Annotated in this window: 19 protein-coding genes and 2 pseudogenes; 6 read left to right on the top strand and 15 right to left on the bottom strand. The window is 37.7% G+C overall.

Annotation, left to right across the window (positions count from 1 at the left end):
- Positions 1–11: 11 nt before the first annotated feature.
- Genes AC6I9F_RS06875 through AC6I9F_RS06885 form a run of 3 tightly spaced genes read right to left on the bottom strand, consistent with a single transcriptional unit; the run spans position 12 to position 3,163 of the window.
- Entirely contained in the window at positions 12–1,271 is a 1,260-nt protein-coding gene (locus AC6I9F_RS06875) for an ABC transporter permease (protein WP_498021271.1), read from the bottom strand.
- Between the two features lies 1 nt (position 1,272).
- Positions 1,273–1,974, bottom strand: coding sequence for an ABC transporter ATP-binding protein (locus AC6I9F_RS06880; RefSeq protein WP_173213720.1), 702 nt, complete (start codon positions 1,972–1,974; stop codon positions 1,273–1,275).
- A complete protein-coding gene (locus tag AC6I9F_RS06885; RefSeq protein WP_498023200.1) occupies positions 1,958–3,163 on the bottom strand; it encodes an efflux RND transporter periplasmic adaptor subunit in 1,206 nt (401 codons plus the stop codon). The genes AC6I9F_RS06880 and AC6I9F_RS06885 overlap by 17 nt, the downstream gene beginning before the upstream one ends.
- Positions 3,164–3,452: 289 nt before the next feature.
- On the opposite strand from AC6I9F_RS06885, the gene gor reads away from it, so the two are divergent.
- The gene (gene gor / locus AC6I9F_RS06890; protein ID WP_487797573.1) at positions 3,453–4,799 is read left to right on the top strand and encodes a glutathione-disulfide reductase; all 1,347 of its coding nucleotides are present in this window, start codon (positions 3,453–3,455) and stop codon (positions 4,797–4,799) included.
- A gap of 165 nt (positions 4,800–4,964) precedes the next feature.
- On the opposite strand, the gene AC6I9F_RS06895 is transcribed toward gor, so the two are convergent.
- The 4 genes and pseudogenes from AC6I9F_RS06895 to AC6I9F_RS06910 all read right to left on the bottom strand — a co-directional run bounded on the left by AC6I9F_RS06895 (position 4,965) and on the right by AC6I9F_RS06910 (position 8,493).
- The gene (locus AC6I9F_RS06895) at positions 4,965–5,465 is read right to left on the bottom strand and encodes a hypothetical protein (protein ID WP_498021274.1); all 501 of its coding nucleotides are present in this window, start codon (positions 5,463–5,465) and stop codon (positions 4,965–4,967) included.
- Entirely contained in the window at positions 5,462–6,085 is a 624-nt protein-coding gene (locus tag AC6I9F_RS06900; RefSeq protein WP_173217624.1) for an ATP-binding cassette domain-containing protein, read from the bottom strand. Before AC6I9F_RS06900 ends, AC6I9F_RS06895 begins: the two co-directional genes overlap by 4 nt.
- A pseudogene (locus AC6I9F_RS06905) lies at positions 6,082–8,063 on the bottom strand (bacteriocin-associated integral membrane family protein). The gene AC6I9F_RS06900 and the pseudogene AC6I9F_RS06905 overlap by 4 nt, the downstream one beginning before the upstream one ends.
- A 106-nt stretch (positions 8,064–8,169) precedes the next feature.
- Positions 8,170–8,493: a hypothetical protein gene (locus AC6I9F_RS06910; protein WP_498021276.1), complete on the bottom strand. Its 324-nt coding sequence runs from the start codon at positions 8,491–8,493 to the stop codon at positions 8,170–8,172.
- A gap of 293 nt (positions 8,494–8,786) precedes the next feature.
- Here AC6I9F_RS06910 and AC6I9F_RS06915 point away from each other — a divergent pair, with 293 nt between their 5' ends.
- Positions 8,787–9,323: a biotin transporter BioY gene (locus AC6I9F_RS06915; RefSeq protein WP_498021278.1), complete on the top strand. Its 537-nt coding sequence runs from the start codon at positions 8,787–8,789 to the stop codon at positions 9,321–9,323.
- Between the two features lie 53 nt (positions 9,324–9,376).
- Here AC6I9F_RS06915 and AC6I9F_RS06920 read toward each other — a convergent pair whose 3' ends face one another.
- Positions 9,377–9,592, bottom strand: a complete 216-nt coding sequence (locus AC6I9F_RS06920) for a YdbC family protein (protein ID WP_000807422.1) — start codon at positions 9,590–9,592, stop codon at positions 9,377–9,379.
- A 98-nt stretch (positions 9,593–9,690) separates the two neighbouring features.
- Between AC6I9F_RS06920 and AC6I9F_RS06925 the strand changes: the two genes are divergently transcribed.
- Positions 9,691–10,011, top strand: coding sequence for a hypothetical protein (locus tag AC6I9F_RS06925; RefSeq protein ID WP_498021289.1), 321 nt, complete (start codon positions 9,691–9,693; stop codon positions 10,009–10,011).
- Between the two features lie 30 nt (positions 10,012–10,041).
- Here AC6I9F_RS06925 and AC6I9F_RS06930 read toward each other — a convergent pair whose 3' ends face one another.
- The 6 genes and pseudogenes from AC6I9F_RS06930 to rpsP all read right to left on the bottom strand — a co-directional run bounded on the left by AC6I9F_RS06930 (position 10,042) and on the right by rpsP (position 13,175).
- Positions 10,042–10,380, bottom strand: coding sequence for an ATP cone domain-containing protein (locus AC6I9F_RS06930; RefSeq protein WP_001196048.1), 339 nt, complete (start codon positions 10,378–10,380; stop codon positions 10,042–10,044).
- 11 nt (positions 10,381–10,391) lie between these two features.
- Positions 10,392–11,111 (bottom strand): tRNA (guanosine(37)-N1)-methyltransferase TrmD, encoded by a 720-nt coding sequence (gene trmD, locus AC6I9F_RS06935; RefSeq protein ID WP_498021291.1) that lies wholly within the window; start codon positions 11,109–11,111, stop codon positions 10,392–10,394.
- A complete protein-coding gene (rimM, locus tag AC6I9F_RS06940) occupies positions 11,101–11,619 on the bottom strand; it encodes a ribosome maturation factor RimM (RefSeq protein WP_498021293.1) in 519 nt (172 codons plus the stop codon). The genes trmD and rimM overlap by 11 nt, the downstream gene beginning before the upstream one ends.
- Before the next feature lie 30 nt (positions 11,620–11,649).
- Positions 11,650–12,437: pseudogene (locus AC6I9F_RS06945) on the bottom strand (alpha/beta fold hydrolase).
- Between the two features lie 206 nt (positions 12,438–12,643).
- Complete coding sequence (gene kphA / locus AC6I9F_RS06950; RefSeq protein WP_000379620.1) at positions 12,644–12,883, bottom strand: RNA-binding protein KphA; 240 nt, start codon at positions 12,881–12,883, stop codon at positions 12,644–12,646.
- A gap of 19 nt (positions 12,884–12,902) precedes the next feature.
- Positions 12,903–13,175 (bottom strand): 30S ribosomal protein S16, encoded by a 273-nt coding sequence (rpsP, locus tag AC6I9F_RS06955; protein WP_049511451.1) that lies wholly within the window; start codon positions 13,173–13,175, stop codon positions 12,903–12,905.
- Between the two features lie 802 nt (positions 13,176–13,977).
- Here rpsP and AC6I9F_RS06960 point away from each other — a divergent pair.
- The 3 genes from AC6I9F_RS06960 (at position 13,978) to AC6I9F_RS06970 (ending at position 15,892) form a co-directional block, all read left to right on the top strand.
- Positions 13,978–14,556: a DUF3796 domain-containing protein gene (locus AC6I9F_RS06960; RefSeq protein WP_498021295.1), complete on the top strand. Its 579-nt coding sequence runs from the start codon at positions 13,978–13,980 to the stop codon at positions 14,554–14,556.
- Positions 14,557–14,558: 2 nt separating this feature from the next.
- Entirely contained in the window at positions 14,559–14,783 is a 225-nt protein-coding gene (locus AC6I9F_RS06965) for a helix-turn-helix transcriptional regulator (protein ID WP_449161681.1), read from the top strand.
- 305 nt (positions 14,784–15,088) lie between these two features.
- Positions 15,089–15,892 carry a peptidylprolyl isomerase gene (locus tag AC6I9F_RS06970; protein WP_485710990.1) on the top strand — a complete coding sequence of 268 codons (804 nt, stop codon included), beginning with the start codon at positions 15,089–15,091 and terminating at the stop codon, positions 15,890–15,892.
- Positions 15,893–15,946: 54 nt separating this feature from the next.
- On the opposite strand, the gene AC6I9F_RS06975 is transcribed toward AC6I9F_RS06970, so the two are convergent.
- Positions 15,947–17,488, bottom strand: coding sequence for an ABC-F family ATP-binding cassette domain-containing protein (locus tag AC6I9F_RS06975; protein WP_000025378.1), 1,542 nt, complete (start codon positions 17,486–17,488; stop codon positions 15,947–15,949).
- Between the last annotated feature and the right edge of the window lies 1 nt (position 17,489).

Consider the following 17,489-nt stretch of genomic DNA (forward strand, 5'->3'; position numbering starts at 1 on the left):
TCTTGTTGATCTTATTCATAACGAAGGGCTTCGATTGGGTCAAGTTTCGATGCCTTGTTGGCTGGCAAGACTCCAAAGATCATACCCACGCTAGCCGAAACTGCAAGACTAAATAGGGCAACTGGGATTGATACTCCAACTTCTATACCCGTAATCAAGCCTTGCAGTAACAAACCTGCTAAGGCAGTTAAACCACTTGCAATTGTCAAACCAATTAAGCCACCTAACAAGGTCAAAATCATGGATTCAATCAAAAACTGGATTAAAATATTGGCACGCGTTGCACCCAAAGCCTTACGGAGACCAATCTCACGGGTACGCTCTGTAACAGAAACCAGCATGATGTTCATAACACCAGTTCCTCCAACAAAGAGGGAAATCCCTGCGATGGAACTGATAATCGTCGTCATAAAACTAAACGATTGTTGAATTTCTGCAAATGTAAGCGACTCATCTGCCACCTGATATTCTCCCTGTTGCAAGCCTGCAAGTTCTGTCATTTTTCGTGCCAGTTCTGGACCCAGAGTTGGAGTTAAACTGGTATCATTCACTCGAAAGACAATACTAGCTATTTCATCTACATTAAAATTCGCAGCAAGGGAGATATTGGTAGTAATAGGCAAGCCACCAAACCCATATATTTTTGACCTTTTAGCCTCTGGACTAGTATAAACCCCAATGACTCGGTAACTAAAATCATTGACTTCTACAACCTTGTTAATAGCCTCTTGTGGAGAGCCAAATAAACTAATGGACAATTCCTCATCTAGCAAAATGACACTTGCAAACTCTTTGAAATCTTGCTCTCTTAGACTACGACCTGCAATAATTTCATTCTTAACAGCGTCCATGTAAGTTCTGTTTCCACCTGTCAAATTGGCATTTTCAACTTTTTTATCTTTATAAGTCAAGATGGCGTTCGTTGAGTTGGTTACATAGTAATTATCCACTCCCTTGAGTTTGGCTGCCTCCTTGACCCAAGATTCTTGCGGTTTTGGTGGTTCAACATGAACTTCCTCTTCTTTTCCAGAAACCGTAAAAGCTGATTGTTTCTGAGTAAAAGACCCATCTTTACTTTTTTTAGAAGAGAAAAAGACACTAATATTCTTCTGAGATTTGGTCATATCTTTGTTGAGTTGACGAGATAGGGAGTCACCTAGAGCCATAATCACAACAACTGATGAAACACCTATAATAATCCCAATCATGGTAAGCAAAGAACGCATCTTATGAGCCATGATAGATGAAAAGGCAAATTTCAGATTCTGCATCTTAGTTTTCCTCCTTTTCTAACTGTGCACTATCAGATGAAATAACTCCATCTCGAATGACAATCTGGCGTTTAGCATAAGAAGCGATTTCAGGCTCATGCGTTACCATGATAATAGTTTTTCCTTCTTTGTTCAAGTCAACCAATAGTTGCATGATTTGGTTACCTGTTTTGGTATCCAAGGCTCCTGTCGGTTCGTCTGCTAGGATAATAGAAGGATTGTTTACCAAGGCACGCGCAATAGCCACACGTTGCTTTTGACCACCAGATAATTCCGAAGGTAAATGGTGACTACGCTCAGTCAATTCAACCTTATCTAGATATTCCTCAGCTAACTTGCGCCGTTTTGAAGCCGAAACTCCTGCGTAAATCAAGGGCAATTCTACATTTTGCAGAGCATTGAGTTTAGATAGAAGAAAGAACTGCTGAAAAACAAAACCGATTTGTTGGTTGCGGACCTTGGCTAGTTGTTTTTCACCAAGTCCAGCCACTTCTTGGCCTTCAAGATAATACTCTCCACTACTTGGTGTATCCAACATGCCAATCGTATTCATCAGAGTAGACTTACCCGAACCAGATGGTCCCATGATGGCAACAAATTCACCCTCATTCACTTCTAGGTTGATATTTTTGAGAACCTGCAGTTCTTGGTCACCGTTACGGTAACTTCTGCAGATATTTTTTAGACTAATTAGTTGCTTCATCAGCCTTCACCTCTTTTCCTTCCTCTAGAGAAGACGTTGGGTTACTGATGACCTTGACTCCATTTGTCAGACCTGAAGTGATTTCTTGGTTGTCTGCATCAGCATTACCCAAACCAACTTCCACTTTCTTGGCATTTTTCTGCTCGTCAAGCACCCAGACATAGTTCTTATCATTTTCAGTCACAACACTTGTTAGAGGAACCAAAATGGCTTTACTCTTATTTTTGACCTCAACACTTACTGAGAATCCTTGTTTCAAATCACCGATTTCACTTGTAACATCAATAGTGTATGGATATTTAGAACCAGAATTACCAGAAGCTGCGGCAGCTGGACTAGCTGCTTCACCATTGTTTTTAGGATAGTCAGAAATATAGCTTAATTTCCCAGTCCATTTTTTATCAGGATACACTTTAGAAGTAAAGCTTACTTCTTGACCTACAGATAGGTTGGCGAGGTTATATTCAGACAATTCTCCCTTAACTTGCAAGTTTTCATTACTTACGACATGAACGACTACTTGGCTAGCTCCTGTTGGAGATTTAGAAACATTGTGGTTGACTTCGACCACAGTTCCCTCTAGGGTACTGAGAACCGTCATTGCATCTAACTGACTTTGAGACTTACTTAATTGTGCTGCTGCATCTGCACGAGCATCACGGGCATCACCCAACTGAGCGTCAATAGAAGCAAGAGAATTTCCAGCCACTGGAGTTGGACTTTGCACCGTTGCATCTTCTCCTCCTGCTGGCGCAGAGGCTTGAGGAGCCGGAGCTGAAGCGGCTTCATTTCGTGCTTGATTGAGTTCATTGATATGACGATCTGCCTTAGCTACTGCTCGACTCGCTGAATCATAGGCCGCCTGCGCTTCTGAACTACTGTACTTGACTAGAGCCTGCCCTTCACTAACCTTATCGCCCACAGAAACAAGGATTTCATCTAAATCTCCCTTGCTAGCATCAAAATAAACGTATTGTTCATTTTTTGCCGTTACTGTTCCTGACAATAAAACCGACGAAGCAACAGTTCCCTCTTTTGCCACTACTAGATGTGGTATTTCATCCTTAACATCGGTTTGCGAGGGTTGTCTAAAGAGTAAAATCCCCCCGGCACCCAATACAACTACACTGGCAGCACCGATTGCTGCATACAATTGCCACTTTTTAGCTTTACCATTCTTTTTCATAATGAAACTCCTTTTTGATTTAAAGTTCTTAACAATATTATACAAAAATTATCAATTTGAAACAATAACATTTCAGAACGAAATAATGACATTTCAGGATTTAATTATTGTTCGGAATTTATTTTACAATCATTGTACTAGTTATATAATACACTTTATTTTTCTTTTTTGCAAGCCTTTTCTTGAATTTTTTTGAACGTAGCAGATTTTTGCAATCAAATCAAAAAAAAGATAGAATATGACTATCAAAAAATGACACTCTACTATTTAAAAGAGTACAAAGGAGTTTTCAATGAGAGAATACGATATCATTGCTATCGGTGGAGGTAGCGGAGGAATTGCCACCATGAACCGTGCTGGTGAACATGGAGCCAAAGCGGCCGTTATTGAGGAAAAGAAACTAGGTGGAACCTGCGTCAACGTCGGCTGTGTTCCTAAAAAAATCATGTGGTACGGAGCACAAATTGCTGAGACTTTCCATCAATTTGGAGAAGACTACGGCTTTAAGACTACTGATCTTAACTTTGACTTTGCAACCCTACGTCGTAATCGTGAAGCCTACATCGATCGCGCTCGTTCTTCTTATGATGGCAGTTTTAAACGCAACGGTGTAGACTTAATTGAAGGCCATGCTGAATTTGTAGATTCTCATACTGTCAGCGTAAATGGTGAACTGATTCGTGCTAAACATATCGTGATTGCTACTGGTGCCCATCCAAGTATTCCAGACGTTCCTGGTGCTGAACTAGGTGGCTCTTCTGATGATGTATTTGCTTGGGAAGAATTGCCAGAGTCAGTTGCTATTCTAGGCGCTGGTTATATTGCCGTTGAATTGGCTGGCGTACTCCACACCTTTGGTGTCAAGACAGACCTCTTTGTTCGTCGTGATCGTCCTTTACGTGGTTTTGATTCTTACATCGTTGAAGGTCTGGTCAAGGAAATGGAAAGAACAAACTTACCACTTCACACTCACAAAGTCCCTGTTAAGTTAGAAAAAACTGCTGAAGGCATTACCATTCATTTCGAAGATGGTACTAGTCACACAGCTAGCCAAGTTATCTGGGCTACAGGCCGACGTCCAAACGTTAAGGGATTGCAACTTGAAAAAGCTGGAGTAACTCTGAACGAACGTGGCTTTATCCAAGTGGATGAATACCAAAATACTGTTATTGAAGGAATCTACGCTCTAGGTGATGTAACAGGCGAAAAAGAACTAACTCCAGTTGCTATCAAAGCTGGACGTACTTTGTCTGAACGTCTCTTTAACGGAAAAACAACTGCTAAAATGGACTACTCAACTATTCCAACTGTTGTCTTTTCACACCCTGCTATCGGAACTGTTGGTTTGACAGAAGAACAAGCTATTAAAGAATACGGTCAAGACCAAATCAAGGTTTATAAATCAAGCTTTACTTCTATGTACTCTGCTTGCACTTGCAACCGTCAAGAAACTCGTTTCAAATTGATCACAGCTGGTTCAGAAGAAAAAGTTGTCGGACTTCATGGAATTGGCTACGGCGTTGATGAAATGATTCAGGGATTTGCCGTTGCTATCAAAATGGGAGCAACCAAGGCTGACTTTGATGCAACTGTGGCGATTCACCCAACTGCATCCGAAGAATTTGTAACCATGCGTTAATCGAAATAAAAGAAGCAGAGCAAAAAACACTTCTAAATATCAAAAAGCGAGTATTTCCGTAGTTGGAGATACTCGTTTTCTTATGTCTTATTTTATAGTATGTTGAAGTAAGATATGCAAAAATCAATTAACAAACCATAGCAAAATACACGGATTATAATACAATCATTTATTCTTTTCTTTAAAAGATTCATATATTTTTTTATATAACTCTTTTATATCTTTTTTCTGAGAATTCAAGTCTTCTTTACCGTAGTCAAAGTTTGCTACCACAAATCCCTCGCCATCATCAGAAAAAGTAAAAAATTCTATTTCAATTAGTTTATTATGCTTAGAGTCCTCTAGAGTGTCTCCTAAACCATTATTGAATTTCTTCACTTCTTCTTCACGAACTCCGAACCCCGTAGCAGCTCCATTTGCAATGATGTTTGAAAATACTTCTTCAGAAGACTCTGCTTCTTTCACAGTTATGAAGTATATAGCCTCTTCCGTTTCTACTTGTCTCACTTTATTCCATTTTTCTGTATCACTAGAAGAAAGCGTATAGACTGTTAACTCTACCGTTGGCTTATTGATATTTTCTTTTGTAATCATTTGTTTTCCAAAAAAGAAGAAGGCAAGTAACCCAGCTACAAAGATCAAAGCAATATAAATTATCTTTTTCATACATTATACCCTATATCTTTCATGTCAATTATCACATCAACTTCGTTATAGACAGCTGGATCATGCGTCGCTATTATAACATATTTGTCTTCATCTTTTTCATTTAATAACAAACGAATGATTTCTTTTCCAATCTCACCATCTAAAGCTCCTGTGGGCTCATCTGCTAAAATAATTTTACGTGGTTTCATTAACATTCTGGCAATAGCTACACGTTGAGCCTGCCCACCAGACAATTCGTATATTTTTTGATGTAAATAGTCACTTGACAGTCCTACTTTTTCAAGTACGTCAGTTATTGTTTTTTTGTCTTTAGTGATAAGGCTCAGATTATCATATACTGTTTTGTTATCTATTAAAGAATAATTCTGAAATACATATCCAACAGTATTTTTAAAAAAAGTTCTTTCTTTTATATTCCAAATATCTTGTTTATCAACTAAAACATTCCCACTGTCAATTTTTTCTAATCTTCCTATAATATTAAGAAGGGTACTTTTACCGGAGCCAGAACCTCCAATCAATGCATAGCTTTTTCCAGATTCAAATATTAAATTTAAGTCTGTAAAGATCTTCTTTGAGCCGAAACTCTTTGAAACGTTCAAAAGGTCAATTGTCATGATTCATCTCCTTTTAAAATTTTAGTGTAGCTTTCAGATAATTTCCTAAAACTCATTATGATTGACAACATCAAAACTAGCAGAGAAGCCACTCCAATATATAGCAACTCTATTTGCCCTGTCATAAGAAATGTAAATAGAATAACCATTGTAATAGTCATCATAAAATATTTGAGACTTGAAATTGCTATATATGTTTTTGACAGACCCAAAATGATTTTTTTCACATATTCATTCTGTTTTAGAGTAATAAAAAGTTGGACATATTGATAAATGAGTATAAAGACAATACTGTAAATTATCTTCTGCAAGATTTGTGAAAGTAAAATTTGGTGCTCTAAGGATTGGATCTTTAATTTCACAATTTGGTAAACATCTACTGGATTCATTGAGAAATTCAACGGGACAGTCATCTCATTTATTTTTTTTACCGCTTCAGGACTAAAAAGAGATTTATATAGTATGTTACTAGCCAAAGAAAACTTATTATTTTCCATCATTTTGTCCGTATCTAAAACAACAACTATATTATCTTTACTATCTGCTACATTTGCCAGCGGTAAAATATCTTTCATTTTAAGATTATTATCAGCATCCTCATTAAAATAAAAAATTTTTCCCCATCAGGAATTATTTGTACTGCAAGCTGTTCTTTTGTATAGTTTGTTCCAATAAATTGTTCTGCTACAACTGTATTCTCAATAGATTTCTGGTTTTCTTTCCACTTCTCAGGAATATAGATGGTTGCTATTTTATTATCTAAAAGATGATAGTTTGTTCCATTCACTTTATTTTGTAGGTTAGCACCTGTTTGATTAATATAAATCAACTCTTTATTTATTTCTGGATTCGTTATCCCGTCATTTTCTAATTGTTTAGAAAAATTTTCTATAACATGCGAAGTTTTCATGAAATCTGGAACATATGCCGAAGATCGTTCTATATATAAAAAATCTAAGTTTTTTAAGGCAGCAACTATTTGTAGATACTGACCATCTGAATCACTAACTTCTCCATTTTTAGCAGAGTTACTTTCAATTCCAAGGAACTCAATCCTTCTCCAGTCTTTTACTGTGTCCCATGGTACTAAATTCTGTATTTGTATGTTAATACTAGATTGACTACTCTTTGTTTCTTGTAAAAAAATTCCTGAGACAAGAATGATAATCGAAATGATGACAAGCCATACTACAAAAATAAGTTTATTTTTCGCCTTGTTTTTGATAATTTCAATGGGCTTTTCAATCTGAATCGTCAACCAAAATAAAACAAAAGTAATAAGATCAATGATTTGAAATAGTATAAAATTCGTTAAAAGCAGAGAGAAAAATAACTTAGAACTATAGGTGAAGAAACCATTACCCAAAAAAGAACTGTAAGAAATCATCAATAAAGCCATCATAATCAGTTCAAAAATAAGAGAAATGACATACTCTCTTCTAAGGTCGTATACAGGCAAGCCCAAAGAACGTCGTATCACTCCTTCTTTGATCTGCCTCGTCCTAACAACAAATAAAACAACTAATAAAGTTAAGTAAATTGAACCCATTAACAGTATTCTTAAAGTTCCAGTAAATTGTAATATTCCTCCTATATACCAAGGATAAGCCATATATACTGTTTGTAGTCCAGTCATCGTAAGTGGTTTCAAACTATCTACATCTATTTTCCCAAGTGTGTAATACATCCCTACTATTGGTGCTGACTTTAATTGTTCATTATTTACATCATCAAAGTTTACATACTTCAACTGACCCGAACTCTGAACGATTGGCTTGTAAATGGTAACCTTTTCCGTTTTTGATAAGTCACGAATCATTTCGTATATTTCGTTATTAGAAAGATTACTTTTTCCTTGGATAGAAAAAGCACCATCAATTGGCAAAGGTATGGGGATTTCGGTATCACTAATAGTGACCAGACCAATTGTAGCAATCAAACAAAAGAAGAATCCAATGATACATAATTTTAATTTCATAAGCAATTACCATATGACAAAAGACTCTATTTTATAATTGGGTCTCTTGTTTTCATAAATTATTTTTTAAAATCTATAATAATCCCAATGTGCATTTAATCGAACATCATTTCAAATTTTTTGCTTGAAAATGTCCATCTATAATCTTTTTTATCGTGAACTTTAACGTTCCCAAAATATTCGTTACTGATGACTCTGAACTAATATTATTTGAAGAACTAACAAAGCAATTCGAATAACCATAGCTATCACTTACACCATACTTCCATAAATCAATAATCGGATATAGAACTGGGATTGCTGTAGTTGCACTACCAACACTAGCTGTAATAGCAAATCCAAAACTGAAAAAACTTGTAGCCAGCAAAATGAACTTCTTCTTAGTAAATTTTTTGTATTTTACTTCTCCTTGAATTATAATATTTGACAAAAACTCAGTAATAATTCTCTATTTTAAAATTGAACACATTTTTTTGTAAGTGTTTACAATATTAATTTAATACTAATATTTTAGTTTGTCAAGTATTTATAGTATATTTTTTATTGATAAAATGGGATTATCTATAAAGGCGATTTACAAATCGATAAAAAACAATTATCCAACTTCTCTTGTGAATCAAATCGGCCGTTACACTCTTTGTTATCTTGTTTTCAAAAATCGGTTGACAATAATTTTCCTACGAGTATAATAGTTACTATACATCAGAAAAGAGGTTAACTATTTTGAAAAAAGCTCACGTTTATGCTATCCCTGCTATTGGGGCTGCTCTCATTGCTGTTTTGGCACAAATCAGTCTTCCAATTGGACCTGTCCCCTTCACTCTGCAAAACTTTGCAATCGGCTTGATTGCTACTGTCTTTAGACCGAGGGAGGCTGTACTTTCTGTTGGACTCTATCTTCTTCTAGGTGCTATCGGTCTTCCTGTCTTTGCAGGAGGCGGAGCTGGATTTCAGGCTTTAGTTGGCCCTACTGCAGGCTATCTTTGGTTTTATCTCGTTTACTCTGGACTTACTTCTTTCCTAACTAACAGCAAAAGTGGTGTTGTCAAGATTTTTCTTGCAAACCTCTTGGGTGATGCCCTTGTCTTTGTCGGAGGGATTCTCAGCTTGCATTTCCTTGCTGGAATGGCATTTGAAAAAGCTCTTGTTGTGGGAGTTCTTCCCTTTATTATCCCAGACCTTGGTAAACTTCTTGCTATTAGTCTTATTAGTCGTCCACTACTTCAGCGCCTTAAAAATCAGGCTTACTTTACTAACTAAAAAAGGATATCGAGTTATCATGACTCAGTATCCTTTTCTTTCATTTTGAAAACTTAGTTGCCTTTAAAGGCATCCACCATTGTTTGAAATTCTTCATTGGAGAGAGTAATCCCTTTGCCCATTTTAGTATGATCTGGACTCCAAGCACGAATATCAAACTTTGCAGGAGCACCATTAAAGCTCACACGGTTGATTTCCTTGGTCCAACCTTTTTCGTTTTCAGAAAGAGTCAACAAGTGCTCTTCGATTTCAAATGTAAATTCTGCCATTTTCTTCTCCTTTTTTAGCTTTCATTTGATTATTCGTAAAATCTTGTAGATTTTAGGAAAATTTTATATAATATTGATATAAAAGAAGGGAGGCCACTATGAGACATAAATTCCAGCAAGTTCTAGATAAAATACATGACTTTTTAAATGGACATGACCAACCTGACCAGACTGAAAGCAACTCCCTTACAGCCACTATTGAAGAGGCTATACAGAAACAAACCGCTGTTCACCTTATCTTGTCTGAGACAAGTTTTACAGGTGACATCATCAAATACGATCAACAAGGCCAGCAAATTATAGTTAAAAATTTTGCCAAAAATGTAAGCCGTATTATCCGCATAAGCGATATTCAACGCCTGCGATTTGTCCCTTCAACTGTCCAAACAGCCCAAAAAAATAGATTTAAGAAAGAGTGAGATGTAGTTACTTCATCCCACTCTTTTTTCTTAGCGAACTTGTTCAAAATGTAAATGAACAGCGATATGGTCTCCATAACCACTTCTCTCCAAGTCACGTTGTAAACGATAAGAAATGTAGTGTTCTGCAATGGTAATGTAACCTGCACCCAATAAACGATGTTCAACCATAGATTGAATCATGCTAATAGTAGCACGTTCCACCTTGGCTTCTTCCAAATCCAAAACCACTTTCTTAGTGACTTGTGCAAGGTTTTGACGTAAATCATCTGTCAATACATAGACAGTCTGGGCTGCCTTTAAGATAGCTTGGTAAATCTTATCTGGATTAAATTCAGCAATTTCGCCATTACGTTTGATTACTTGCATAGGTTTCTCCTTTATTCTTTGTTTTCTTTGATTTCTGCCAGCATTTTTTCTTCTTCTGCTGTCAGTTGATAATTTTCTAACAAATCTGGTCTGCGCTCGTAGGTTTTCTTTAAACTCTCATACAATCGCCACTGACGAATCTTTTCATGGTGTCCACTCATCAGTACATCTGGGACAACCATGCCTCGATAATCATAGGGACGTGTGTACTGAGGATATTCGAGAAGGCCTGAAGAAAAACTATCATCTTGGTGGCTGGACTCCTTACCAATCACTTCTGGAATCAGGCGAACCGTCGCATCAATCATGGTCATAGCCGCCAACTCTCCACCAGTCAAGACATAGTCCCCCAGGGAAATCTCATCTGTCACCAAGGTCTTAATACGCTCATCATAACCCTCGTAGTGCCCACAGATAAAGATTATCTCTTCCTCTTGAGCCAAATCCTCAGCATAAGCCTGATCAAACTGCTTTCCAGCAGGATCGAGGAGAATGACGCGCGGATTTTTCTTTTCAATATCATCAAAGGCATCGAAAATGGGTTGGGCTCGGAGCAACATCCCCTGACCGCCTCCGTAGGGCTCATCATCTACATGACGGGCCTTTTCAGCATTTTCTCGGAAGTTATGATACTGGATATCCAAGAGCCCTTTTTCTCGAGCCTTTCCAACGATTGAGTGCTCCAGTGGAGAAAACATCTCTGGAAAGAGGGTTAAAATATCAATCTTCATCGTCTAACCCTTCTAAGATTTCCACATCGACGCGGTTATTTGGAATATCAACATTGAGAACCACTGGTGGGATATAAGGCAAGAGCAAGTCACGCTTGCCTTTTCGCTTGACCACCCAGACATCGTTAGCACCTGGTTGCAGGATTTCGTTGATGGTTCCAATCAAGTTATCACCCTCATAAACTTCCAAACCGATAATCTCGTGATAGTAGAATTCACCATCGTCTAAATCGTTTAAATCTTCCTCAGCGACCTTAAGACTGTATCCCTTATACTTTTCGATAGCATTGATATGGTACATATCTTTGAATTTAATAATGTCAAAGTTCTTCTGTTTACGGTGACTAGCGATGGTCACTGTTTGAACAAACTGATCTTTTTCATCAAACAAAGCCAGCCCAGTACCTTTTTTAAACCGTTCTTCTGCAAAATCCGTCACAGACAAGACTCGCATCTCACCCTGCAACCCTTGCGTATTGACGATTTTCCCAACATTAAAGTAGTTCATCTTGTCTCCTGTAGTCTCCTTCTTTCCATCTTATTCTGACAATTCTCGAATAATAGTCGCAATTTTTTCGGATTCAGACCACTGTAAATAATGGTGATTCCCTCCTAAAATGAGTTTAGTATTGGAAGTCCAATATTCTGATTCTCTGTACTCTTTTTCTCTATAAGGCTGACAAAAAACAAATACAGGGATACAATCTGGTATTGATACATCCTCAAAATCTTCCTCAGTAATCTCTCCAGATATCTGAAATCCTGGATTTTGCTTTTCTAACTCTAAGCCTTTTTCTTGCATTATTTCCCAGATTTCTTTATTGATTTCAGGACTAAATGTTGCTTGAGTTAAGTTCTTAAAATAAAGTTCAGGACCACACTCCTCAATCAGCCTCATCTGCTCTTCCATTCTGGATAAGGATTTTCTGAAAAATCAGCAAACATGACGTTTTTAGTTGTCGGTTCAATTGCTACTAAAGCCTGACACTTAATTGGTTTGTTGAGCAATTTACAAGCTAAAATTCCACTCAAACTATGTACACAAAGTATATATTCAGAAATCCCTAATTCTTCAAGTACTTCATAAACTGCATCTACAAGATTATCCAGATTTTTGTCAGATTGGTCATGAATCGGACTCCTACCTGTGTTCGGAAAATCAATTGTCAAATAACCAATTGTAGGAGGAAGTTTTTCAAGTATAAGTGAAAAATTTTCATAACTTGGTAGCAAACCTGCGCCACTTAAACAAACTAGCATTTTCTTTTGCTTTTGATAAGTAACAGAGAGACTACCAATTTCTGTAGATACTTCAATCCTCTTCATAAAGAAATCCACTCATTCTATATAATGAATTATTAAAAATCCTTATCCTTTATTTTATCACGTTCCAAAGATTTTCTCAAGTTGGAGGAAGGGGACAACATCTCTACTTTCCATTCAAAAATCCTTCCAAATCACGTTCATGTTGGTACTTAATGGATGCAATTTTACACTTCTCGCAAAAAAGCGAGACATTCGTCCCGCTCTTCTTATTTTTCATCAATAACGATTCTTACTTTTTTGTCTTCAGTTGGAACAGAGTAGACAATCGTTCTTATCGCAGAAATAGTGCGACCCTTACGACCGATTACACGACCCACATCGCTTTGATCAAGATTCAAATGATATTCCAAAAATTCTGGTGTATCTTCAATCTTGATAGTTAAGGCATCTGGTTGTGAAATCAAGGGTTTCACAATCGCAATAATGAGATTTTCAATCGTATCCATTTGTCAACCTACTTTAAACTTATTTTGCGAATTTAGAATCGTGGAATTTTTTCAATACGCCTTCTTTTGAAAGGATGTTGCGAACTGTATCTGAAGGTTGAGCTCCATCAGCCAACCATGCAAGAACGCGGTCTTCTTTCAAAGTTACTTGGTTTTCAGCAACAAGTGGGTTGTAAGTTCCAACTGTTTCGATGAAACGTCCGTCACGTGGTGAACGTGAATCTGCTACGTTGATACGGTAGAAAGGTTTTTTCTTAGAACCCATACGAGTCAAACGGATTTTAACTGCCATTTTTAAAGTCTCTTTTCTTATTTTTTATTTCGGTGAAATAGCTGAGCTATTTAGCACATGTTCTATTATAGCAGATTTCTGACAGGTGTCAAGAAAAAAACTTGACAGACTATAAAATTCTTAAACCATTTAGAAATTTGTTAGAAGTAGGAAATAAATGTTTGAAAGAAGCTATCCGTGAATACTATTTTATACTCAATGAAAATCAAAGAACAAACTAGGAAGCTAGCCGCAGCCTGTACTTGAGTACGGCAAGGTAAAGCTGACGTAGTTTGAAGAGATTTTCGAAGAGTATTAGAAACATTTTATAAAGACCACCAAGTTAAGCCCTTCATCTCTCCTGAACGTGATTTGGATGCTTGACTTCTAAATCCCAAGCCCGTTCCCAAACGAAATATCAAGGATTTTAAGAACGATATCTACTAATTAATTTATAAAATATGAATTAATAGATTCTAAATAGGAGAATAATTTAGTTCTGTAAAAATTAACTTCTACACCTACAAAGCTTATTCTGAAAGACTTTATAACAGTCTAAGAAAAAGTAGAGATTCATACAGTATCTAGATTTTCCAAAAATTCTTTATCATCAAATATTATTAACGAAACTATCCAAACCAAATCCGATGCATTGCTTCAAAGAATTCTTTAGTTGTTTGACTAGCGAGGATTTTTATTAAAAAATTTTTTCAAATAATTGCCACCTTGGCACATAAATTCTTGCTTTCTAAATTTAAATGTGATATATTTATAACATAAAATTTAAGTGTTATATATTTATAACATAAAAAAGGAGTCTATCATGAAAAAAAGTCAAAAAATGCGTGGCCTCATTGCAATGATTGCCGTAGCTCTCTTTATTGATTTTATTGTTTTATTTGGTTCTAATCTTAGTTGGGGACCCAAGTTAGTTATTACTGGTATTTCAGTGTTAGGTCAAATTGTGGCTATTTGGGGCTGGATACATAAGAGTCAGAAAGGTAAGGGAAAGATTATTTTTGACTTGTCTGCTAAGCTTTACACGATACTTGTGTTTGCAGCAAGCATTTTTTATACAGTAGGAATTTGGGTTGCGACCCCAAGCGAAAGTTCTGGTATTAAAGAATGGATTTTGGGAATTGGCCTCGTTATTGAAGTGATTGTATTTGGTTTTTTCTCTTTGAAAAATGTCAAGGAAACTCCGGACGAACGCTTTTATGCTAATTTAGCCAAGGCAGCTAGCTTGATGTTTGTTTTTATACTAGGCGCACTGATGATCCTAGCAGTTATCATTGGGTATATGGGGTCTCTCACTCTTTACATGGGCCAGATATTTATTAGCATAGCTGCCTTGATTTGCATCTTTGCGGTTGTCTATTTTATCTTGGAACGTAGAGGATAAGCATGGCCAAAGAAAGCAATATTATTACTAAGCTTAAATCTGTTCGTGAGTCCACAGGCATGACCCAGCAGGAGTTAGCCGACCGCATCGGCATTCGACGCGAGACAATTCTGCACTTGGAAAATAACCGTTACAATCCTTCGCTGGAGATGGCTCTTAAAATTGCTCAAGTTTTTAATCTGAAAGTAGAAGACCTCTTTGAACTCAGACAGCAAGAGGAAGCATAATTCTTTTCGAGACCTAGTATTCAGTTCATTGATTCATTAGGAATCGAAGCCAAAAGAAAAAATCCTTTGAAAATGTGCTCTTTTAAAATATAGTAATTCTTTCGAATTAACGTTTGCTAATTGTGATGCTTTACGAGCTTTCTTATGACCTGGTTTCCTAAATACTTTGAGTACACTTATGGCATTGATGCCCCAAAGCAAGTGACTTTTTAGTTGACTTTCTCTAAAACCACCTTGTCACTAATATTTGAAATCCCCTTCCTTTTAGGGTACAATGGTAGAAATGAATTTTTGAGAGGAACAGAATGAAAAAACTAGCAACTCTTCTTTTACTATCCACTGTAGCTCTAGCTGGATGTAGCAACATCCAACGTAGTTTGCGTGGTGATGACTATGTAGATTCTAGCTTGGCCGCTGAGGAAAGCTCCAAAGCAGCAGCCCAATCTGCCAAGGAGCTAAACGATGCTTTAACAAACGAAAACGCCAATTTCCCACAACTATCTAAAGAAGTTGCTGAAAACGAGGCTGAAGTGATTCTCCACACAAGTCAAGGAGATATCCGTATCAAACTCTTCCCTAAACTCGCTCCTCTAGCGGTTGAAAACTTCCTAACTCATGCCAAAGAAGGCTACTATAACGGCATTACCTTCCACCGTGTCATCGATGGCTTCATGGTTCAAACTGGAGATCCAAAAGGGGACGGTACAGGTGGTCAGTCCATCTGGCATGACAAGGATAAGGCTAAAGACAAGGGAACTGGTTTCAAAAACGAGATTACTCCTTATCTCTATAACATCCGTGGTGCTCTTTCTATGGCTAATACTGGTCAACCAAACACCAATGGCAGCCAGTTCTTCATCAACCAAAACTCTACAGATACCTCTGCTAAACTCCCTACAAGCAAGTATCCAAAGAAAATTATCGAAGCCTATAAAGAAGGGGGAAACCCTAGTCTAGATGGAAAACACCCAGTCTTTGGCCAAGTGATTGACGGTATGGATGTTGTGGATAAGATTGCCAAAGCCGAAAAAGATGAAAAAGACAAGCCAACTACTGCTATTACTATCGATAGCATCGAAGTGGTGAAAGACTACGATTTTAAATCTTAAAAACCAAAAAATACAGTATCCACATTCGGTACTGTATTTCTTTTATCCTCATTTTTAAGTTAGATTATTAAAATCCCAGATTTGGTCCATCCAGCCTTCATAGAAGTCTGGTTCGTGGCAGACCATAAGAATAGATCCCTTGTACTCTTTAAGAGCGCGTTTGAGTTCATCCTTGGCATCCACATCCAAATGGTTGGTCGGCTCATCCAACACTAAAACGTTGTTTTCACGATTCATCAAGAGACAGAAACGAACCTTGGCTTGTTCCCCTCCTGACAAGACCTGAATTTGGCTTTCAATATGCTTAGTTGTCAGACCACAACGGGCAAGGGCTGCACGGACTTCAGCTTGGTTGAGAGCTGGAAATGCATTCCAAACAGCCTCTAGTGGTGTTTGACGATTACCACCTTCTACTTCTTGTTCAAAATAACCGAGTTCTAGGTAGTCACCGCGTTCCACTTCCCCAGCTATTGGCGGGATAATTCCCAAGAGAGACTTCAAGAGAGTTGTTTTCCCGATACCATTTGCCCCGATAATAGCAACCTTTTGATTACGTTCAAAGGTAAGATTTAAAGGCTTGGTCAGAGGACGATCATAACCAATTTGCAAATCCTTGGCTTGGAAAATAAAGCGCCCTGGTGTACGAGCCGGTTTGAAATCAAAGGATGGTTTTGGTTTCTCACTTTGCAGTTCGATAATATCCATCTTATCCAATTTCTTCTGACGAGACATGGCCATATTTCGTGTTGCAACACGCGCTTTGTTTCGAGCGACGAAGTCCTTGAGGTCCGCAATCTCTTTCTGCTGACGTTCGTAGGCTGCCTCTAGCTGAGATTTCTTCATAGCATAGACTTCTTGGAACTGGTAGTAATCACCAGAATAACGCGTCAGCTGTTGATTCTCCACATGGTAGACAATATTAATCACGTCGTTCAAGAATGGAATATCATGCGAAATAAGGACAAAGGCATTCTCATAGTTTTGGAGATAGCGCTTGAGCCAGTCAATATGCTCAGCATCCAAGTAGTTGGTCGGCTCGTCCAAAAGCAAGATATCGGGCTTTTCAAGGAGGAGTTTAGCCAAAAGCACCTTGGTTCTTTGCCCACCTGACAAAGAGGTTACATCTGTATCCATGCCAAAGTCCATGACACCAAGGGCACGCGCTACTTCGTCAATCTTAGCATCCAAGGTATAGAAATCACGACTCTCCAGACGGTCTTGAAGTTCTCCCACTTCTTCCATGAGAGCATCAACATCTGCTCCGTCTTCAGCCATTTCCATATAGAGGTCATTGATCCGGGCTTCCGCTTTGAAAAGCTCATCAAAGGCTGTACGGAGAACATCGCGTACCGACTGCCCTTCAGCAAGGACGGAGTGCTGATCCAAGTAACCAGCGGTCACATATTTGGACCACTCAACCTTCCCTTCATCTGGCAGCATTTTACCAGTCACAATGCTCATAAAGGTTGATTTCCCTTCACCATTGGCACCGACCAGGCCGATATGTTCTCCCTTGAGGAGACGGAAGGACACATCTTCAAAAATTGCACGGTCACCAAAACCATGACTCAGATTTTTAACTTCTAAAATACTCATT

The organism is Streptococcus nakanonensis (assembly GCF_059738785.1).